This window comes from Actinomycetospora sp., from assembly GCF_036497245.1.
In the GTDB taxonomy this organism is placed as follows: domain Bacteria; phylum Actinomycetota; class Actinomycetes; order Mycobacteriales; family Pseudonocardiaceae; genus Actinomycetospora.
The window spans coordinates 59,929-76,517 of record NZ_DASXJS010000025.1; the positions used below are offsets into that span (position 1 = coordinate 59,929).

The following is a 16,589-nucleotide window of genomic DNA, read 5'->3' on the forward strand; positions in this document are numbered from 1 at the left end:
GCAGCGTAGACGGGCGTGAAGTCGACCTAGCTGGAGACCTGCGCGACCACGTCGCCGTCCCGGTTCGCGCGGACGAGGGCGGCGGAGAAGCGGGCGAGGTCGTCTCCCTCGACGAGGCAGGCGAGGGTCGCGGCATCGCCCGGGAGCCCGACCGCCGCCGCACCCTCGAGAGCCTTCGCGTCCAGGTGCGGGCGGAACTCCGGCCACACCCGCTGGACCTCGCGGGTGAAGACGTCGGCGCCGACCGGTCCCAGCCGCGGCATCGCCGTCAGGAACCCGGCGAGCGCCTCGGCGTCGCCGTCGGCCGCGGCGCGCATCCGGCGCAGGTCGCCCGACCACCGTTCGACGACGAGGCCCGCACCCTCCTGCAGCGCGTCGGCGGTCTGCTCGTCCATGCGCGTGTAGCGGGCGCGGTCCAGGGCGTCGACGACCTCCCGGCGATCCGCGCCACGCATGCGCTCGGGGGTGCCGAACCCCGCCTCGACCAGCTCGCGGCACGCCGACGTCCCCAGCGAGGCCTGCACGCGGCTGGAGAGCAGCACCGCGAGCACGAGCAGGCGGTACAGCGGGGCGGGCTTGTCGTCGAGCCGGATCCCGGACTCGTCGGCGAACGTCTCGCCCGCGGCCTCGAGGAGTGCCGCGGCCTTCTCGGTGTCGCTCATGTCCGGGGCGTACCCGGTCAGGGAAGCGGGTCAGGCCCACGGGCGCGGAGAATCGGGACATGCGTTCCCCCCGGCTGGTCGCCAGCGACGTCGACGGCACGTTGCTCGGCGCCGACGGGCACCCCGGGCCGCGCCTCGTCGCGGTGCTCGACCGGATGCGTTCGGCCGGCGTGCCGCTGGTGCTCGCCACCGGGCGCCCGCCGCGCTGGATCCTCCCGGTGTGCGACGCGATCGGGATGCGCGGACTCTGCGTCGCCGCGAACGGGGCCGTGCTCTGGGACGCCGCGGCCGACGAGGTCCTCGAGGCGGCGGAGTTCCCGCTCGACGTGCTCGCCGAGGTGATCGACCGGCTCCACGTGGCTCTCCCGGGGGCCGGGCTCGCGGTCGAGCGGGTCCGGCGGCCCGGGGTCGCCGAGTTCTGCTCCGAGCCGGCCTTCGAGCACGCCTGGCCGAACTCCGACCACGTCGAGGTCCCGTCCGCCGAGCTCGTGGCGCTGCCCGCGATGAAGGTCCTCGCCCGTCGCCCGGGGCGCTCCAGCGACGCGATGGCCGCCGAGGTGCGCGACCGGCTCGGCGACCTGGTGGACGTCACCTTCTCCGCGTCCGTCGGGCTCGTGGAGTGCTCGGTGCGCGGGGTGACGAAGGCGCACGGGCTCGCGCAGGCCGCCGCGCACCTCGGGGTGGACGCCGAGGAGGTCGTCGCGTTCGGCGACATGCCCAACGACCTCGAGATGCTGCGCTGGGCCGGCCACGGCGTCGCGATGGGCAACGCCCACCCCGAACTGCACGCCGCCGCCGACGAGGTCACGGCCCACCACGACGAGGACGGGGTGGCGCTCGTGCTGGAGCGCTGGTTCTAGGGGCCGCCCGGTGGACGCCGGGCATCGGGCGGACGACGGCCGGGCGAGCACGAGGCGACGCCACGCGCACGTGAACCTCCCTGACGGGCGCTTGTCAAGGCCCGCGTAGCATCGCCACGGTTGTCCGCCCGCCCGTCCGGTGGGCCAGACCTGACTCGGGGGAGACCCGGGAGGAGGACGTGTGCTCGATCGGGCGCCCGATGTGAGCGACGACCCGGCCGGCGAGGTCGCCGCGCTCACCGCCGTCCAGCGGCGCATCGACCACCCCTCGGTGGTGCGAGGCGCGCGGGCGATGTCCCTCTTCGGCGAGCACGCCGCGGGGTGGCTCGCCCTCGGTGCCGCGGGCGCCGCGCTCGACCGGCCCCGCCGCAGGCAGTGGCTGACCGCGACGGCCGCCGTGGCGGGCGCGCACGGTGCCTCCATCGCCGTGAAGCGGATCGTCCGGAGGCCCCGGCCTCATGACCCGCGCATCGCGGTGCACGTCGGCACACCGAGCCGGCTGAGCTTCCCCTCCTCGCACGCCACCTCGACCACCGCGGCGGCGGTGCTCTACGGCGGCCTGCTCGGGCGTCCAGGCGTCGCCCTCCCGACCGTGCCCGCGATGGCGCTCTCGCGCCTGGTGCTGGGCGTTCACTACCCGACCGACGTGCTGGCCGGGTCCGCCCTCGGGGCGGTGTGCGCGCTCGGCGCCCGCCGTCTCATCGCGCGCGGATCCGTCGGCCGCTGGAGGACCGCATGACGATGTCGCAGGACGCGAAGCGAACCGGAGCATCGGCGCAGGACGGCGAGGACACGGCCACCGAGCCGGACGACTCCGCCGCCTCCGCGGACGCGGCCGAGGTCGCCGCCGACGCGCTCGCCGAGCGCGAGCCCGAGGACGCCCCCGACGACACCGCGGTGCCGGTGCGCCGGACGGGCCCGCTGGCGATGCCCCTGGGCGTGCTCAAGACGATGCGCCCCAAGCAGTGGGTGAAGAACGTCCTGGTCCTGGCGGCGCCGTTCGCCGCGGGCCGGCTCGCCGAGGTGGGCGTGCTCACCCACGTCGTGGTCGCCTTCGTGGTGTTCTCCCTCGCCGCGTCCGGGGTCTACCTGGTCAACGACGCCCGCGACGTCGAGGCCGACCGCGCGCACCCGAAGAAGCGCTTCCGTCCGATCGCGGCCGGGGTCGTGCCTGCGCCCGTGGCCTACGTGGTGGCGGTGCTGCTCTTCGTGGCCGCGATCGGGCTGAGCTTCCTGGCGACCCGGAACCTCGCCGTCGTCGTCGGGGTCTACATCGTCGTGCAGCTGGCGTACTGCCTGTGGCTCAAGCACGAGCCCGTGATCGACATCTGCATCGTCTCGTCCGGGTTCCTCATGCGCGCGATCGCCGGCGGTGCCGCCGCGACGCTCTACCTGTCGCCGTGGTTCCTGCTGACGATGGCCTTCGGCTCGCTGTTCATGGCCTCGGGCAAGCGCTACGCCGAGATGCGGCTCGCGGAGCAGACCGGCGCGAAGATCCGCAAGTCGCTCGAGCGCTACTCGTCGTCCTACCTGCGGTTCGTGTGGTCGCTGTCGGCCACCGTCGTGATCATGGCGTACGGGCTGTGGGCGTTCGGGATCGGCGTGCTGTCGGTGCCGGGGCGTCTCCCGACCCCGCCGAGCATGTGGGCGATCATCTCGGTCGTGCCGTTCGTGGTGGCCATCCTGCGCTACGCGGTGGACGTCGACGGGGGCAACGGCGGCGAGCCCGAGGAGATAGTGCTGCACGACCGCGTGCTGCAGGTCCTCGGCGTCACCTGGGTGGTGCTGGTCTTCCTCGCGGTCGAGCTCAGCCCCGTCGCGCGCTGACACCGGCCCCGCCGACCGAACCGGAGCGGTACCCCCGCACGGACACCGGACATGAGGAGACGGACACGGTGAGCGTGCTCGGGCACCGGTGGAGCCGCCGGGCGCCGCTGCTGTGGGCGCTCGTGCGATACGCGCTGGTGGGTGTCGTGAACGCCGCGACCTACTACGTGGTCTACCTGCTGGTGCTCCGCGAGGTCGGCTACCTCACCGCGCACGTCATCGGCCTCGGCGCCGCGATGATCGTGTCGTTCTTCCTCAACTGCCGCGTGACGTTCCGCGTGCGGCCGTCATGGCGACGGCTGCTGCTCTACCCCGCCTCGCAGGCGGTCAACGTCGCGGCGACGACGGTCGGGGTGGTCGCGCTCGTCGGGGTCGGCGTGGACGAGCGCGTCGCGCCGCTCGCGGCCGCGGTGCTCGCGGTGCCGGTGAGCTTCCTGGCCGCGCGGCTCGTCCTCGCCCACCACCGCGCCACCACCGCGACGGGCCCGATCCCGGTCGTCACGGCCACCGGCCCGATCGCCGCGACCGGGCCGATCGCGGCTGCTGCGGGCGGGGCACGCGGACCCGCCACCGGGCCGCTCGCGGCGGTGGACCCGGCCGCCGCCGCGGTCCTCGAGGAGGACCCGGCGACGCTTCAGCTCATCGCCGTTCGACGGTGATCGTCGTCCACGCGCCGACGTGGATGCTGTCGCCCGTGCCCAGCGGGACGGCCGTGCCGGGTTCGAGCCGCTCGGCCGCGTAGTTCACCGAGGTCCCGTTCGTGGACCCGGCGTCGAGCACGACCCAGCGGTCCGGGCCCACCGCGAGCAGCACCGCGTGCAGGTGGGAGACGCCCGGGTCCCGCGGCGGGCCGGTCAGGTCGATCCCGGGCCGGTGGTCCTCGGCGGAGGAGGCCGACGGGTCGTCGTCCGGGACCCCGCGGCGACCGATGCGGATCTCCTCGCCCCGCATCGCGATCTCGAACTCCACCGGCTCCGGCGGGAAGCCGGGCACCTCGAACCGGCCCTCACCGGGCTCGGCGCGCGCCCGCACCAGCTCGTAGTGGTCCCGGTCGGCCCAGACCCGCGCCGTCCAGCCCGTCACGATCGACCGGGGCTGGACGGGTCGTGGGTGTCCGCGGTCCGATCGGACGGTCCTCCGGCGGGGTCCACGTCGTCGCCGTCGAGCGGGATGAGGATCGGGCCGGTGTCCTCGCTGCCGTCGGCCCGCGCGCGCCACTCGCCGTCGCCGTCGGCGGGGTCGAGGGGCAGCAGCGCGACGGTCGCGTTGTCGTGCCCACCGTCCGCGAGTGCCGCGTCCACGACCGCGCGGGCGTCGGAGAGGACGTCGTCGCCGCTGAGGATCCCGGCGAGCCGGTCGGCGTCCGGGAGGTGGTTCCACACCCCGTCGCTGCACAGCAGCAGGAATCCGGGCCCGGCGGGCCGGAAGCGTCGTGCGCGGGCAGGCCCCTCGGGGGAGTCGTGGCCCAGCCACCGGGTGAGCACGTGGGCGCGGCGGTCGGCGTGGGCCTGCTCCCGCGTCATCACGCCCGCCGCGGCGATCTCCTCGGCCCACGAGTCGTCGGTGGAGAGCAGCTGCGAGGTGCCGTCGGTGGCGAGCCAGTAGACCCGACTGTCACCGACCCACGAGACCACGGCGGACCCGCCTCGGGTGACCGCGCAGGTGTAGGTGGTGGCGGGCGGGTCGTTGGGGTCGGAGAACCGCACGAGGTCGGCCGCGGCCTCGGCCGCCGCGCTCGCGCCCGCGGCGGCCAGGTTGTCGAGCCCGCCGCGATGGTCGTGGCCGTGGGCCACCACCCGGGTCAGGACCGCCGCCACCGCGGCCTCCGCGGCGGCCAGGGACGCCTCGTCGCCGCGTCGGGCCGAGGCGACGCCGTCGCAGACCGAGCCGACGAGCACCTCGCCCGTCGGGGTCGCGATCCGGCCCAGCGCGCACGCGTCCTCGTTGCGCCGCCGCCGCAGGCCGCGGTCGGTGACCGCGGCGCCCGGTCCGAGGCGGAACTCCACGTGGTCGCGCACCGCGGGACGCCGGGTCCCGCAGTTCCCGCACGCCCCCTCGGCGGCCTGGTCGGCGCCCGCGCCGCACTCCGGGCAGACGGCCTCCTCGATCTCCGCGCGGGTGGCCTCGAGCACCGCGCGCAGGTCGGTGTGCTCGCCCGCGCTCCCCGCGGGGCCGACCGACTGCACCGGGACCCCGCCGGTGGGGTCCGGGTCCTGTGCGGGCGCGGTGCGGCCGGGCCCGGTACCGGGCACGGTCCCCGACCCGGAGCTCGAGGGGTCGGGGCCCGGGTCGTCGGAGCCGTTCGTCGCGGACGGCGGCGCGGAGGACTCGGTCACGTCGGGAAGGCTCCTCGTGGGGCTTGCGCAGGGGCGGGCGCGGCGGGGCGGCTGGGATCATCTTGGTGCACGGCCTCGTCCGTGTCCGTCCCACCCATACCGAGGGCGGCGGTGAGGTCCGTGGCCAGGGCCGCGACGTCGGCGTGACGGAGCCCGGGCTCGGCCGCGGTGGCCCGGGTGATCACCGGATCCAACGCTGTCGGGGTTTCCCCGGGTCCACGGGGGGCCAGATGCGGGCGCACCGGGCGTCCCAGCAGGACGGCGAGCGTGCGGCCCAGGGCGTAGACCTCCGAGGCCACCGAGGGGCCGGCCCCACCCGGCGCGATCTCCGGCGCCAGGAACCCCTCGGTGCCCCAGACCGGGGCGACGCGGTCGTCGAGGCGGCGCACCGAACCGAGGTCGACCAGGACCGGTCCGCCCGGGGTCCGCAGCACGTTGCTCGGCTTGAGGTCGGCGTGGAGCAGCCCCAGCCGGTGGAGGTGGCCGACCGCCGGGAGCACGCCGAGCACGAGCGCGGCCGCGTCGCCGGGCGAGAGGGGGCCGCGCGCCTGCTCCCCGTCGACCGGGTCGAGCACGAGGTGGACCGCTCCCGCCGTGGCGACCACGTCGCGCAGCCCCACGAGCGCGGGGTGACCCCGGCCGCGCAGCAGGGCGGGTGTCGCCGCGTCGCCGTCGCGGCGGCGGGCGACGACGACGGTCCCGCCACGCTCGCGGTCCTCGGCGGTGTAGAGCCAGTCCCCGCCGCGCGCGAGCAGCCCGGTGACCGCCCACCGCCCGCCGAGCACGGTGCCGGGAGTGAGGTCGGGGGCGAGGTCGAACCCGCGGCGACAGTGGGCGCAGGTGCCGCGCAGGCGACCCGGGCGGCCGTCACGGTCCCGCCCGACGGGGGCCTCGCAGGCCGGGCACCACCGGCGGCCCTCGGGGAACAGGGCGGCGGCGTGGGCGAGGAGGTCGTCGGTGCCCCGGCGTTCCGTGGTGGCGTGCCGCAGGCCCTGTCGGGACCAGCCCGCCCGCGTGCTGTGACGTTCCACCACGTGCTCCTCGTGCGCGGATGACCGGCATCCGCTCGCGCCCCGACGCCCCCGTCCGGGTTGTCCTGACCCGGAGGGCGGTCCGAGCACGATACCTCCGGCCGTCACCGCGCCCGGACCCGTCCACGACCCGCGGTGCAGGACCGGCCACCTCACGACCTGCGACTGTTGGCGCACCGGGTTACCCCGGGGAGGGGCATCCTCGGTGGACGACCGGCCGAACGGGACGAGGCACCCGGCCGTGTCCCCGCGCCGAGCGGTTCTCGCGCCGGGCCCCCTGGCGCCGGATTGCCGGAAAGGTGCGATGCTGGCTCGACGCACCCCCGTCCGGGGCGGTCGGAGCGCAACCGGTTGCGCTCAGCGGGCCCGGACCCCGAGCCACGGAGACGCGCAGTGACTTCATCGACTCCGACCCCATCGACGGGGCCGCAGACGAGCGAGGACCAGCCGTCCGCGGAGGGAGCCCGGCACCGCGTCGACGGCGCCGGCCCCTCGGTCGGAGAGGGCACGTCCCCGGCGGTCGGGAGCACCGGGCCGTCGGCCGGCTCGTCCGACGGCGGGGCCGCCGACCTCGCGGCGACCGCCGCGGAGGCCGAGCGCGCCCTCGCCGAGGCGGCGAAGGCCGCCGAGGCGGCGGTCGCGGAGGCCCACGACGACGGCCAGGACGCCGTCAAGAGGGGCTTCGACGACGCGCGACGAGCGGCCGAGCAGGCTTACGAGCAGTCCTCGTCCCGGGCCGATCGCGCGGAGTGAGCCCTCGTCCCGCACAGGCGGCGGGAACGACAGCGGATCCGTGGCGGGCACAGCGGGGAGGGGGCCGCGATGGTCGTGCAGACCAGGGTGACCGAGCACGGCGTCCTGCTGCGCTTCACCGGCCGCGACCGCGTGTACGCGTGCCGCGGCGGGGTCTACCTGCCCATCGACCGCGTGCTCGGCGCGCGGACCCTCGGGCGGCGTGACGCCGTCGCCGCGAGCCCCCGCGTCCACCTGCCCGGCATCTCGGTCCCCGGGATGCTGCGAGCCGGGGCGTACGGCGTGGGGGAGCGACGCCAGCTGTGGATGGTGCACGCCGCGACGACGCTGCTGGCGATCTACCTGCGCGGCGTCCCGTTCCACCGGGTGGTCGTCGAGGTCGACGACCCCGAGGGGCTCAGCCGGATCATCAACGCCGCACTGCCCCCGCGCGGCCTCCCGTCGGGCGGCCGCCGCTGAGCGGGTGTTTCACCCCCCAGCTCGTCAGTCCCTCGGCACCTCAGCCCTTCGGTCCCACGAGGGCCGAGGCCGAGTCGTAGCTGCGGGCCACCCGGGCGTCGATCAGGTACAGCGTCGCGCTCTGGTTGATCGCCGTGTCCCGGTAGATGCCGGTCTTGAGGTACGAGTCCTCGTCCTGGTAGCGGGTGCCGCCCGGCGGCCGGTACGCGTCGACGCGCTTCTGGCCGTTCATCCAGACGTCGACCTGGGCCTTCTTCGGGTCGGTCGAGAAGTGGACGTGCAGGACGAGGTCGGTCTGCTGCCCGACGACGGCCGGACCGATCGGCTGCGTGAAGTAGTTGTCACCCGGGTCCTCGCCGCCCGCGCCGCCGTCGAGCACGAACTGGCCGTGGTCGATCTTGACCTCGATCGGCGGGCTGCCGTCCCCGTCGTTCTTCCACTGGGCCACGACCTGCCAGCCGTCGGCGTTCACCGGGAAGTCGTCGGGAAGGTTCCACGCGAAACCGAAGTACGCGTCGTCGCCCTCCTTGTAGGAGGCGACCTGCGGCTCGAGCTCGGTGCGCTTGCCGCCGCCGGGCACCGTGTAGCGCACGGCCTTCGCCCCGGTGATCCCGGGCGCGTCCTCGATCTCGGGAGCCGGGGCGCCGTCGTTGTTGTAGGGCGTGTTCCGGAAGTTCGCCAGCGGGTTCGGACCGGAGAGGTTCGCCTGCCAGATCGGGGGCGGCACGCTCGCGGGGTCGGGAGCCCCGGTGAGGGGCGGCGCGCCGCCGCCTGCGGAGGTGGAGCCCGAGGAGCCGGTCGGCCCGGTGCCCTGGGACCCGGAGCACCCGACGATCACGCCTGCCACCAGCAGGACCGAGACGGCCAGCCCGAGCAGCCCGTGGATCCGAGTTCCGGTGGAGGTCCTCACGGGGTTGCTCCCTCGGCGATCAGCGGTTCGAGCATGAGATTCGGCTGGTTCTGTGTCACGGCCTGCAGCCGCCACTTGTGCGGGAACAGCGCGAGCAGCTCGCCGTCGGCCCGACGGGTGATCACCTCGATGCCGATGGCACTGCGCAACGCGGCCGCCCCGGCGGCGTCGGTGCGCCGCGCGAGGGTGTAGTCGAGGCGCTCGAGCTTGATCGGCGCGGAGAACTCGTCGGCCAGCCGGGCGGCGACCACCTCGAACTGCAGCGGCCCGACGGCGGCGAGCACCGGCGCCTGGTCACCGCGCAGGTCCGAGGAGAGCACCTGGATGACGCCCTCGGAGTCCAGCTGCTCGATGCCCTTGCGGAACTGCTTGGTCTTCGACGCGTCCGCGACCCTGGCCACGGAGAAGTGTTCGGGCGCGAAGCTCGGGATGGTCGGGAACGTGACCGGCTTCTCCGCCCAGAGGGTGTCCCCGGGGCGCAGGGCGGTGGCGTTCACGAGCCCGACGATGTCGCCGGGGAACGCCTCCTCGATGGTCGAGCGGTCCCGCCCGAACATCGCCTGCGCGTACTTCGTCGCGAACGGGCGGCCGGTGGCGTCGTGGGTGAGCACCATGCCGCGCTCGAACCGCCCGGAGCAGATGCGCACGAAGGCGACACGGTCGCGGTGCGACTTGTCCATCGAGGCCTGGACCTTGAACACCAGCCCGGAGAAGGGCGCGTCGATGGCGCGCTCGTCCCCGGTCGCCGACGGGCGCGGGGACGGTGGCGGCGCCAGCTCCACCAGGGCGTCCAGCAGGCGGGCCACGCCGATGTTCGAGAGCGCCGCCCCGAACATCACCGGGGTCGCGGTGCCGTCGTGGAACGCCGCCATCGATTCGGCAGTGTCGAAGGCCGCTCCCACTTCGCCGAGCAGCTCGAGCTCCTCGGTCGCGCGCTCCCAGTCCACGCCCTCCTCGGCGGCGGCGCGGTCGGCGTCGAGGCGTTCCTCGGCGGCCCGGGACGCGCCGTGGGCCGCGCGGGTGAACCGGCGCATCGTGCCGTCGGAGCGCTCGACGAGGCCGTGGAAGTCGCCGGCGATCCCGACCGGCCAGGTGATCGGCATCGGGCGCAGCCCGATCCGCTGCTCGACCTCGTCGACCAGCTCCAGCGGCTCCCGGCCGGGGCGGTCCCACTTGTTCACGAACGTCAGGACCGGCACGCCGCGGGCACGGCACACGTCGAAGAGCTTGAGGGTCTGCGGCTCGAGACCGCGGGCCGCGTCGAGCAGCATCACCGCGGCGTCCACGGCGGCGAGCACCCGGTAGGTGTCCTCCGAGAAGTCGCCGTGGCCGGGGGTGTCGAGCAGGTTGATGACGTGGTCGCGGTAGGCGAACTGGAGCACCGCCGACGTCACCGAGATGCCGCGCTCGCGCTCCATGTCCATCCAGTCGGACGTGACGCCCTTGCGCCCGCCCTTGCCGTGGACCGCGCCCGCGGCCGAGATGACCTCGGCGTGCAGCGCGAGGGCCTCGGTGAGCGTCGACTTGCCCGCGTCCGGGTGGGAGATCACGGCGAAGGTCCGGCGGCGGCGTGCCTCGCCGGCCGGAGAGCCGTCCGGGCCCGCGGCATCGCGCTCGCCCGGATCGGCGTGCGGGGAGGCCACGGTCATCGCGTGGGCCTCCCCCTGCTGCTCGCCGTCCCCATCGGGGGTCACGTTACGGGCCACGCCGGTGTGACCGGCGTCTGGGGGAACGCGGGGACGCGGCCGGTCACGGGCGTCGTCGGCGGCCCCGGACGGCGTCCCTCGACGGCCGTCCACCGGACGCTCGTCGCGTGGAGCGGACCGCCGAGCGGATCCCACCATTCACGCCTGTCTCACAGCACCCGGCCCACGGCACACTCAGTACGTGCAGACCGCCCGGTTTGCCCACGTGGCCGTCGCGGCCAGACCGGTCCCCCCGGGGGGAGGGGACCGTTCGGCCGTGGCGGCCTCACGTGTCTCCGGGTGGGCCTGCGCTCACGTCCCGGCGCCCGCTCCGTCGAGCGGCAGGTCCGGGGCCAGCCGCGGCATGTTCCCGCCGCCGTCGTCGTCGGGCTCGACCCAGATCGTCACCGGGTCGCCCGCAGGCACCCGGACTCCCGCGAGGGGCTGCTGGGCCGTGACGGTGCCGCTGACCGTCGGCGGGGTGTCGGGGTCCGGGTCGACCGCCACGACGCGGGCGGAGATCGCCAACTCGTGGGCCCGGGCGGCCGGCAGCCCCACCAGCGCGGGCACCAGCACCAGGTCGGGCGCGTCCATCCTCTCGACGGTAGCCACACCGGCGTCCCGGTAGAAGGGGCGCCAGGCCCGTGCGGTGCACCGTTCGGCAAGATGCTCCTTCCGGCGTCTCCGCGCCGGGCCGAGAGCACGAATGACGGCGGGGCGGCGCAATGGGCGATCCGAAGACGGCCGGACGGCGTAACTGGGGCCGCCTACGGGCCCAGCGTGCCGGGGTGCTGCTCGCGGCCGGGGCGCTGCTGCTCGCCGGCTGTGGAGGCGGTTCGAGCCTGCCCGCGCTCCAGACGGGCGCGGCCGCGCCGTCGCCGCCCCCGAGTCCGGCGCCGCCCCCGAGCCCGCTCGGCGCTCCGGCGTCCTTCGTGCCCTGCGACGGGGCGTTCGAGTGCGCGACGGTCACCGTGCCCGTCGACTACGCCGTGCCGAACGGCCCGACGATCGGCATCGGCATCGTGCGCCAGCCCGCGAAGGACCAGTCCCGCAAGGTCGGGGTGCTGCTGGTCAACCCCGGGGGCCCCGGCGGCTCGGGCATCGAGACCGTCGAGGGCGGCCAGGTCCCGGCGGCGGTCGCGGACCGGTTCGACGTGATCGGCTTCGACCCGCGCGGGGTGGGTCGCAGCAGCGCCCTGCACTGCCCGGTCGGGCCCGACAGCCCCTACTTCGGCGACCCGGACCCCGGCAACCCCGTGGGCGAGGCGTCCACCGAGCAGGCCGTCGAGCGCTACGACCAGTCGTGCGGCGACGCCTACCACCAGCTGCTGCCCCACCTGGGGACCCGTGACGTCGCCCGGGACATGGACGCGCTGCGCAACGCCCTCGGCGAGCAGCAGATCAGCTACCTCGGGTTCTCCTACGGCACGTCGATCGGCCAGATCTACGGCGAGCAGTTCCCGCAGCGGGTCCGGGCGATGGTGCTCGACGGCGTCGTCGACGTGACCCTGCCGGGCCTCGACCCGAGCCAGGCCGAGAGCTTCGAGAACTCGCTGCGCCAGTTCGCCGCGGACTGCGCGTCCCGGTCCGACTGCGAGGCCGGGCCGGACGCGATCGCGATGCTCGACCGGGTCCGCGCCCGCGTCCAGGCGGCCCCGCTGCCGGTGGCCGGGACGACCCCGCTCTCGCCGGGGCTGCTCGAGCTCGGCGTCGTGCTGCCGCTCTACTCCAAGAGCAACTGGCCGGTGCTCGCGAAGGCCCTCAAGGCCGCGGACTCCGGCGACGGCGCCCCGATGCGCCGGCTGGCCGCGAAGTACTTCGAGGGATCGAACTCGGACACCTACAACGCGGTGAGCTGCCTCGACAACTCGTGGCCGCGCAACCCGCAGGACGTCTTCGCGCAGGCGCGGGCCGCCGAGGCGCGGGCCCCGCACTTCAGCGGCAACGTGCTCGTGAGCGGTCTGACCTGCGCGGACTGGCCCGTCCCCCAGGACCCGCTGACGCCGCCGACCGGTCAGGGCCTCGCCCCGTCCCTCGTCATCGGCACCACCAACGACCCCGCCACGCCGTACCAGAACAGCGTGAACCTGGCGGCGCGGCTGCGCGGCTCGGCGCTGCTGACCTACCGCGGCGACGGGCACACGGTCTACGGCCAGGGCGTCGCGTGCGTGGACGACCAGGTGAACCGGTACCTGACCGATCTCACCCTGCCGGGGCCGAACGCGATCTGTTGACCGGTCACGGCCCGGTAGGCTCGTGACCGGTGTGCCGGGAAGTCTGGTCGGCGGACGATGACGCCTGACCAGGAGCCGCCGTGACCCGCGAGGACACCCCGCCCGCCACCCCGCGTCGCGATCGTCTGCGTCGCACCCGCACCGGGCGGCTGTTCGTCCCACCGTCGCCGGGTGAGGCCTCGCGGCTCACCGAACTGCTGCGTCGCGAGACCGTCGGCGGGGCCCTGCTCATCGGCGCCGCGGTGGTCGCGCTGGTCTGGGCGAACACCCCGTGGCGGGAGTCCTACACGGCGCTCGGCGCCCTCACCGTCGGCCCGTCGGCCCTGCACCTGGACCTCCCGCTGAGCGCCTGGGCGGCCGACGGGCTGCTCGCGATCTTCTTCTTCGTCGCCGGGCTGGAGCTCAAGCGCGAGTTCGTCGCCGGCGACCTGCGCGAACCGTCCCGCGCCCTGCTGCCGGTGGCGGCGGCGGTCGGCGGGATGGTCGTGCCCGCCGCCCTCTACGCCGTGATCAACCACGCCGACCCGGAGGCGCTCGCCGGCTGGGCGGTGCCGGTGGCCACCGACATCGCGTTCGCCCTGGCGGTGCTGGCCGTGATCGGCCGCGGCCTCCCGGTGGCGCTGCGGACCTTCCTGCTCACCCTCGCCGTCGTCGACGACCTCATCGCCATCACGATCATCGCGGTCGTCTACACCGACACCCTCGCTGTCGGCCCGCTGCTGCTGGCGCTGATCCCCATCGCGCTGTTCGGGGCGCTCGTGCAGCGGCGGGTGCGGAGCCCGTGGCTGCTGCTCCCCCTGGCGCTCCTCGCCTGGGCGCTGGTCCACGCCTCGGGGGTGCACGCGACGGTCGCCGGGGTGCTCCTCGGGTTCACGGTGCCGGTGATCCGCCGCTCGCCCGGCGACGGGCCGGGACTCGCGGAGCACTTCGAGCACCGCTGGCGCCCGATCTCGGCCGGTGTCGCGGTCCCGGTGTTCGCTTTCTTCGCCGCGGGCGTGACGGTCGTCGGGGCCGGGTTCGCGAGCACCCTGGCCGACCCGGTCACCGTCGGGGTCGTCGTCGGCCTGGTCGCGGGCAAGGCGATCGGCGTCACCGGTGCCACCTGGCTGGTCCAGCGCTTCACCCGGGCCCAGCTCGACGAGTCACTCGGCCGCCTCGACGTGCTCGGGCTGGCCCTGCTCGGCGGCATCGGGTTCACGGTGTCGCTGCTCGTCGGCGAGCTGGCCTTCGGCGGCGGGACGGCCGCTGACGACCACGTCAAGATCGGGGTGGTCGCGGCGTCGGTCCTCGCCGCGGCGCTGGCGACCCTCGTGCTGCGCCTGTCCGCGCGCCGTCGTCCGGCCCACCCGAACGGCGAGGGGGCTCGGGAGGCCTGAGCGGGTACCCGGCGCCCATGACCAGCGCCAAGCAGCCGTTCCCGCCGACACCGCCGACAGCGGGCGTTCCGGAGGTCTCCGGCACCACCGAGGTCCTGCCCGCCGTCGTCCAGAAGGTCGCCGCCTACGCGGCCCGGGAGCTCCCCGGCGTCGTGGGCCTCGGCGCGCCCGGTTCCCGCGCGGTCGGGGCGGTGCGCCAGACGCTCACCGGGAGCACCGAGAACGTCGGCGGCGTGCGCGTCGAGCTCGACGGTGACACCGCCAAGGTCGGGCTCGACGTGGCCATCGAGTACGGCGTGGGCGCCCGGGAGCTCACCCGCGCGCTGCGGCGGCACGTGCCGGAGGCCGTCGAGCAGATCGCCGGCGTGCGGATCACCGAGCTGAACATCGTCGTGACCGACGTGCTGCTCCCCGGCCGAGAGGACGAGCCGGCGCCGCCGCCCGCACCCGGAGCACCGACCGCGACGCTCTAGGCACCGCACCGCACCGCACCGTCGTCGGGACCGTCCGCGGTCCCGACGGCCGGCGCGAAGGTCGGACGACAGCGCGAAGGTCAGACGACAGTGCGAACGTCAGACGACATTGCGCAGGAACGTGATGACGGACTGGCCCGCCGACGCGAGGTCACCGAGGATCGTGTTGACCGTCCCCGCCGCCGTGGTCGGGGAGTCGATGATCCAGAAGATGACGAGCACCGCCACCAGCACGCCCACGACCTTCTGCACCGACACAGGGTCACCGTACCTTTACGCGGGGTAGGTCACACCAGCGAGTGACGCGGGCTTCACCGGGATGGTGCACTGCGATCGCGTCTGCGGGCGAGCGCTGGGGGGCGAACGGTGGATCGTTATCGTCGTCCCATCAGTGCCACGACCGATGGAACCCCGGACTCACCGGCGGCCCAGCCCCGCGGCGGCCCCGGTGCGCGACGCCTCGTCGGGTCGGCAGGTGTCGGAGTCATCATCTCCGGCCTGCTGATCAACGTCTACCTGGCCGTCGTCGCCCGAGCCCTCACTCCCGCCGAGTACGCGACCTTCGGGGCGTTCTGGGCCCTCGCCCTCGTGCTGGGCTTCGGGCCCTTCCTCCCGCTCGAGCAGGAGCTGGCGCGGCGGCTGTCCCTGCGGGAGTCCCGACGCCAGGTGCTCGTGGCCGGGGCGGGCACGGCGGCGATCCTGGCGGGTCTCGCCCTGGTGGTCCTCGCCGCGGCGTTCCCGCTGGTGTGGAGCTCGCTCGACGCCCACCCCGGGGCGTTCGCGGCGCTCGTGGCCCTCTGCCTGGTCTCGGCGGGCCAGTTCCTGCTGCGCGGGCTGCTCATCGGCACCGACCGCCTGGTGCGCCACGGCGCGGTGATGGTGCTCGACGCGGTGGTGCGCCTCGGTCTCGCCGTCGTGCTGCTCGTCGCGGGCGGCACGGACGCCGCGTTCTACTGCTGGGCCCTCGTCGCGGCGATCGCGCTGGCCCACCTGCCGCTGATCCCGGCCGCGTGGCGCCGTGCCGAGCGCGAGCCCTCCACCCCCGCCGCCGACCCGGCCCGCCACGGCACCCGGGCGCTCGTCGGGACCGCGATGCCGCTGCTGGTCGGGTCGGTGTGCGCGCAGCTGCTGCTCAACGGCCTGCCGGTCGTCGTCGTGGCGCTCGCCGACGGGCCCGCGCAGACCGCGGCCGGTGTGTTCGTGGCCGCGTTCACCCTGGCGAAGGCGCCGTTGTCGATGGTCGTGCCGCTGCAGTCGGCGGTGGTGCCCACCCTGACGCGGCTGCTCGCCGCCGGTCGCCGCAGGCAGGTGCTGCGCCTGCTCGGCAAGGGCGCGGCGGGTCTGGTGGGCCTCGCCGTCGTCGGGGTGCCACTGGCGTGGTGGCTCGGCCCGCCCATCGTCTCGCTGGTGTTCGGCAAGGACTACGCGATCCCGGGCGCCCAGCTCGCGGTGATCATGGCGGGGGTGCTCGCGCACGTCGGGCTGGTCGTGGTGACCCAGGTCCACGTCGCCCGCGGCAGGCACGTCGACGTGGCGGCGAGCTGGCTCGCGGGCCTCGTCGTCGCGGCGCTGACGTTCTGGCTGGTGCCCGGCGTGGTGGTCGCGGGCGAGGTGGCCTTCGGGGCGGGCTCGGCGCTCGGGGCCGTGGTGAGCACCCTGTTGCTGATCCGGACGCACGAGCCGGGAACGACCACGGAGGGGACGAGACAGACGTGAGCGCGGAGCGGGCGCCCGGCAGCCACGAGGGCACCGGGGATCATTACGACGCCGACTACTACGCGGGGAACGGCCAGGCGGGCGACCGCCCGGCGTTGCGGCTCTACACCCGCCTCGTCGCGCGCTACACCGACGGCGGGCCCTACCTCGACTTCGGCTGCGGCACCGGCCACCTGGTGCGCAGGCTCTCCGCGCTGGGCCCCGCGTGGGGGGTCGAGCTCTCCGAGTGGAGCGCGAACGCCGCCCGCGGCAACGCCCCCGGCGCCA

The 16,589-nt window shown here is 75.1% G+C and carries 19 protein-coding genes; 11 read left to right on the forward strand and 8 right to left on the reverse strand.

Annotated elements, in window-relative coordinates; all coding sequences use genetic code 11:
• Positions 1–26: 26 nt before the first annotated feature.
• The gene (locus VGI02_RS03430; protein ID WP_331625850.1) at positions 27–662 is read right to left on the reverse strand and encodes an endonuclease; all 636 of its coding nucleotides are present in this window, start codon (positions 660–662) and stop codon (positions 27–29) included.
• Between the two features lie 59 nt (positions 663–721).
• Between VGI02_RS03430 and VGI02_RS03435 the strand changes: the two genes are divergently transcribed.
• From VGI02_RS03435 to VGI02_RS03450, 4 genes are all read left to right on the forward strand, one after another.
• On the forward strand, positions 722–1,522 hold the full coding sequence (locus tag VGI02_RS03435; RefSeq protein ID WP_331625851.1) for an HAD family hydrolase: 801 nt from the start codon (positions 722–724) through the stop codon (positions 1,520–1,522).
• Positions 1,523–1,703: 181 nt separating this feature from the next.
• Complete coding sequence (locus VGI02_RS03440; RefSeq protein WP_331625852.1) at positions 1,704–2,261, forward strand: phosphatase PAP2 family protein; 558 nt, start codon at positions 1,704–1,706, stop codon at positions 2,259–2,261.
• Positions 2,258–3,349, forward strand: coding sequence for a decaprenyl-phosphate phosphoribosyltransferase (locus VGI02_RS03445; RefSeq protein ID WP_331625853.1), 1,092 nt, complete (start codon positions 2,258–2,260; stop codon positions 3,347–3,349). The genes VGI02_RS03440 and VGI02_RS03445 overlap by 4 nt, the downstream gene beginning before the upstream one ends.
• A 68-nt stretch (positions 3,350–3,417) precedes the next feature.
• Positions 3,418–4,008 carry a GtrA family protein gene (locus VGI02_RS03450; protein WP_331625854.1) on the forward strand — a complete coding sequence of 197 codons (591 nt, stop codon included), beginning with the start codon at positions 3,418–3,420 and terminating at the stop codon, positions 4,006–4,008.
• On the opposite strand, the gene VGI02_RS03455 is transcribed toward VGI02_RS03450, so the two are convergent.
• From VGI02_RS03455 to VGI02_RS03465, 3 genes are read right to left on the reverse strand one after another with little or no spacing between them, the layout of a single operon-like run.
• The gene (locus tag VGI02_RS03455; protein WP_331625855.1) at positions 3,989–4,432 is read right to left on the reverse strand and encodes an FHA domain-containing protein; all 444 of its coding nucleotides are present in this window, start codon (positions 4,430–4,432) and stop codon (positions 3,989–3,991) included. The two genes, VGI02_RS03450 and VGI02_RS03455, sit on opposite strands and share 20 nt — an antisense overlap.
• Complete coding sequence (locus VGI02_RS03460) at positions 4,429–5,685, reverse strand: protein phosphatase 2C domain-containing protein (protein ID WP_331625856.1); 1,257 nt, start codon at positions 5,683–5,685, stop codon at positions 4,429–4,431. Before VGI02_RS03460 ends, VGI02_RS03455 begins: the two co-directional genes overlap by 4 nt.
• Positions 5,682–6,716, reverse strand: coding sequence for a protein kinase domain-containing protein (locus VGI02_RS03465; protein ID WP_331625857.1), 1,035 nt, complete (start codon positions 6,714–6,716; stop codon positions 5,682–5,684). Before VGI02_RS03465 ends, VGI02_RS03460 begins: the two co-directional genes overlap by 4 nt.
• A 393-nt stretch (positions 6,717–7,109) precedes the next feature.
• Here VGI02_RS03465 and VGI02_RS03470 point away from each other — a divergent pair, with 393 nt between their 5' ends.
• Complete coding sequence (locus VGI02_RS03470; RefSeq protein WP_331625858.1) at positions 7,110–7,469, forward strand: hypothetical protein; 360 nt, start codon at positions 7,110–7,112, stop codon at positions 7,467–7,469.
• Positions 7,470–7,538: 69 nt separating this feature from the next.
• The gene (locus VGI02_RS03475) at positions 7,539–7,928 is read left to right on the forward strand and encodes a hypothetical protein (RefSeq protein WP_331625859.1); all 390 of its coding nucleotides are present in this window, start codon (positions 7,539–7,541) and stop codon (positions 7,926–7,928) included.
• Positions 7,929–7,968: 40 nt separating this feature from the next.
• On the opposite strand, the gene VGI02_RS03480 is transcribed toward VGI02_RS03475, so the two are convergent.
• From VGI02_RS03480 to VGI02_RS03490, 3 genes are all read right to left on the reverse strand, one after another.
• Positions 7,969–8,838 carry a heparin lyase I family protein gene (locus VGI02_RS03480; RefSeq protein ID WP_331625860.1) on the reverse strand — a complete coding sequence of 290 codons (870 nt, stop codon included), beginning with the start codon at positions 8,836–8,838 and terminating at the stop codon, positions 7,969–7,971.
• Positions 8,835–10,487 carry a peptide chain release factor 3 gene (locus VGI02_RS03485; protein WP_331625861.1) on the reverse strand — a complete coding sequence of 551 codons (1,653 nt, stop codon included), beginning with the start codon at positions 10,485–10,487 and terminating at the stop codon, positions 8,835–8,837. The genes VGI02_RS03480 and VGI02_RS03485 overlap by 4 nt, the downstream gene beginning before the upstream one ends.
• 348 nt (positions 10,488–10,835) lie before the next feature.
• Positions 10,836–11,117: a PASTA domain-containing protein gene (locus VGI02_RS03490; RefSeq protein ID WP_331625862.1), complete on the reverse strand. Its 282-nt coding sequence runs from the start codon at positions 11,115–11,117 to the stop codon at positions 10,836–10,838.
• Positions 11,118–11,311: 194 nt separating this feature from the next.
• Between VGI02_RS03490 and VGI02_RS03495 the strand changes: the two genes are divergently transcribed.
• The 3 genes from VGI02_RS03495 to VGI02_RS03505 all read left to right on the forward strand — a co-directional run bounded on the left by VGI02_RS03495 (position 11,312) and on the right by VGI02_RS03505 (position 14,606).
• Entirely contained in the window at positions 11,312–12,757 is a 1,446-nt protein-coding gene (locus VGI02_RS03495) for an alpha/beta hydrolase (RefSeq protein ID WP_331625863.1), read from the forward strand.
• Positions 12,758–12,882: 125 nt separating this feature from the next.
• Positions 12,883–14,133: a Na+/H+ antiporter NhaA gene (gene nhaA, locus VGI02_RS03500; protein WP_331625871.1), complete on the forward strand. Its 1,251-nt coding sequence runs from the start codon at positions 12,883–12,885 to the stop codon at positions 14,131–14,133.
• A gap of 17 nt (positions 14,134–14,150) precedes the next feature.
• A complete protein-coding gene (locus VGI02_RS03505; protein WP_331625864.1) occupies positions 14,151–14,606 on the forward strand; it encodes an Asp23/Gls24 family envelope stress response protein in 456 nt (151 codons plus the stop codon).
• Between the two features lie 99 nt (positions 14,607–14,705).
• On the opposite strand, the gene VGI02_RS03510 is transcribed toward VGI02_RS03505, so the two are convergent.
• Positions 14,706–14,864, reverse strand: coding sequence for a hypothetical protein (locus VGI02_RS03510; RefSeq protein WP_331625865.1), 159 nt, complete (start codon positions 14,862–14,864; stop codon positions 14,706–14,708).
• A gap of 108 nt (positions 14,865–14,972) precedes the next feature.
• On the opposite strand from VGI02_RS03510, the gene VGI02_RS03515 reads away from it, so the two are divergent.
• Both VGI02_RS03515 and VGI02_RS03520 read left to right on the forward strand, forming a co-directional pair.
• Positions 14,973–16,322: a lipopolysaccharide biosynthesis protein gene (locus VGI02_RS03515; RefSeq protein ID WP_331625866.1), complete on the forward strand. Its 1,350-nt coding sequence runs from the start codon at positions 14,973–14,975 to the stop codon at positions 16,320–16,322.
• Positions 16,319–16,589 (forward strand): class I SAM-dependent methyltransferase (locus VGI02_RS03520; protein ID WP_527249119.1); only part of this gene is annotated, 271 nt, incomplete at its 3' end. The genes VGI02_RS03515 and VGI02_RS03520, both read left to right, overlap by 4 nt.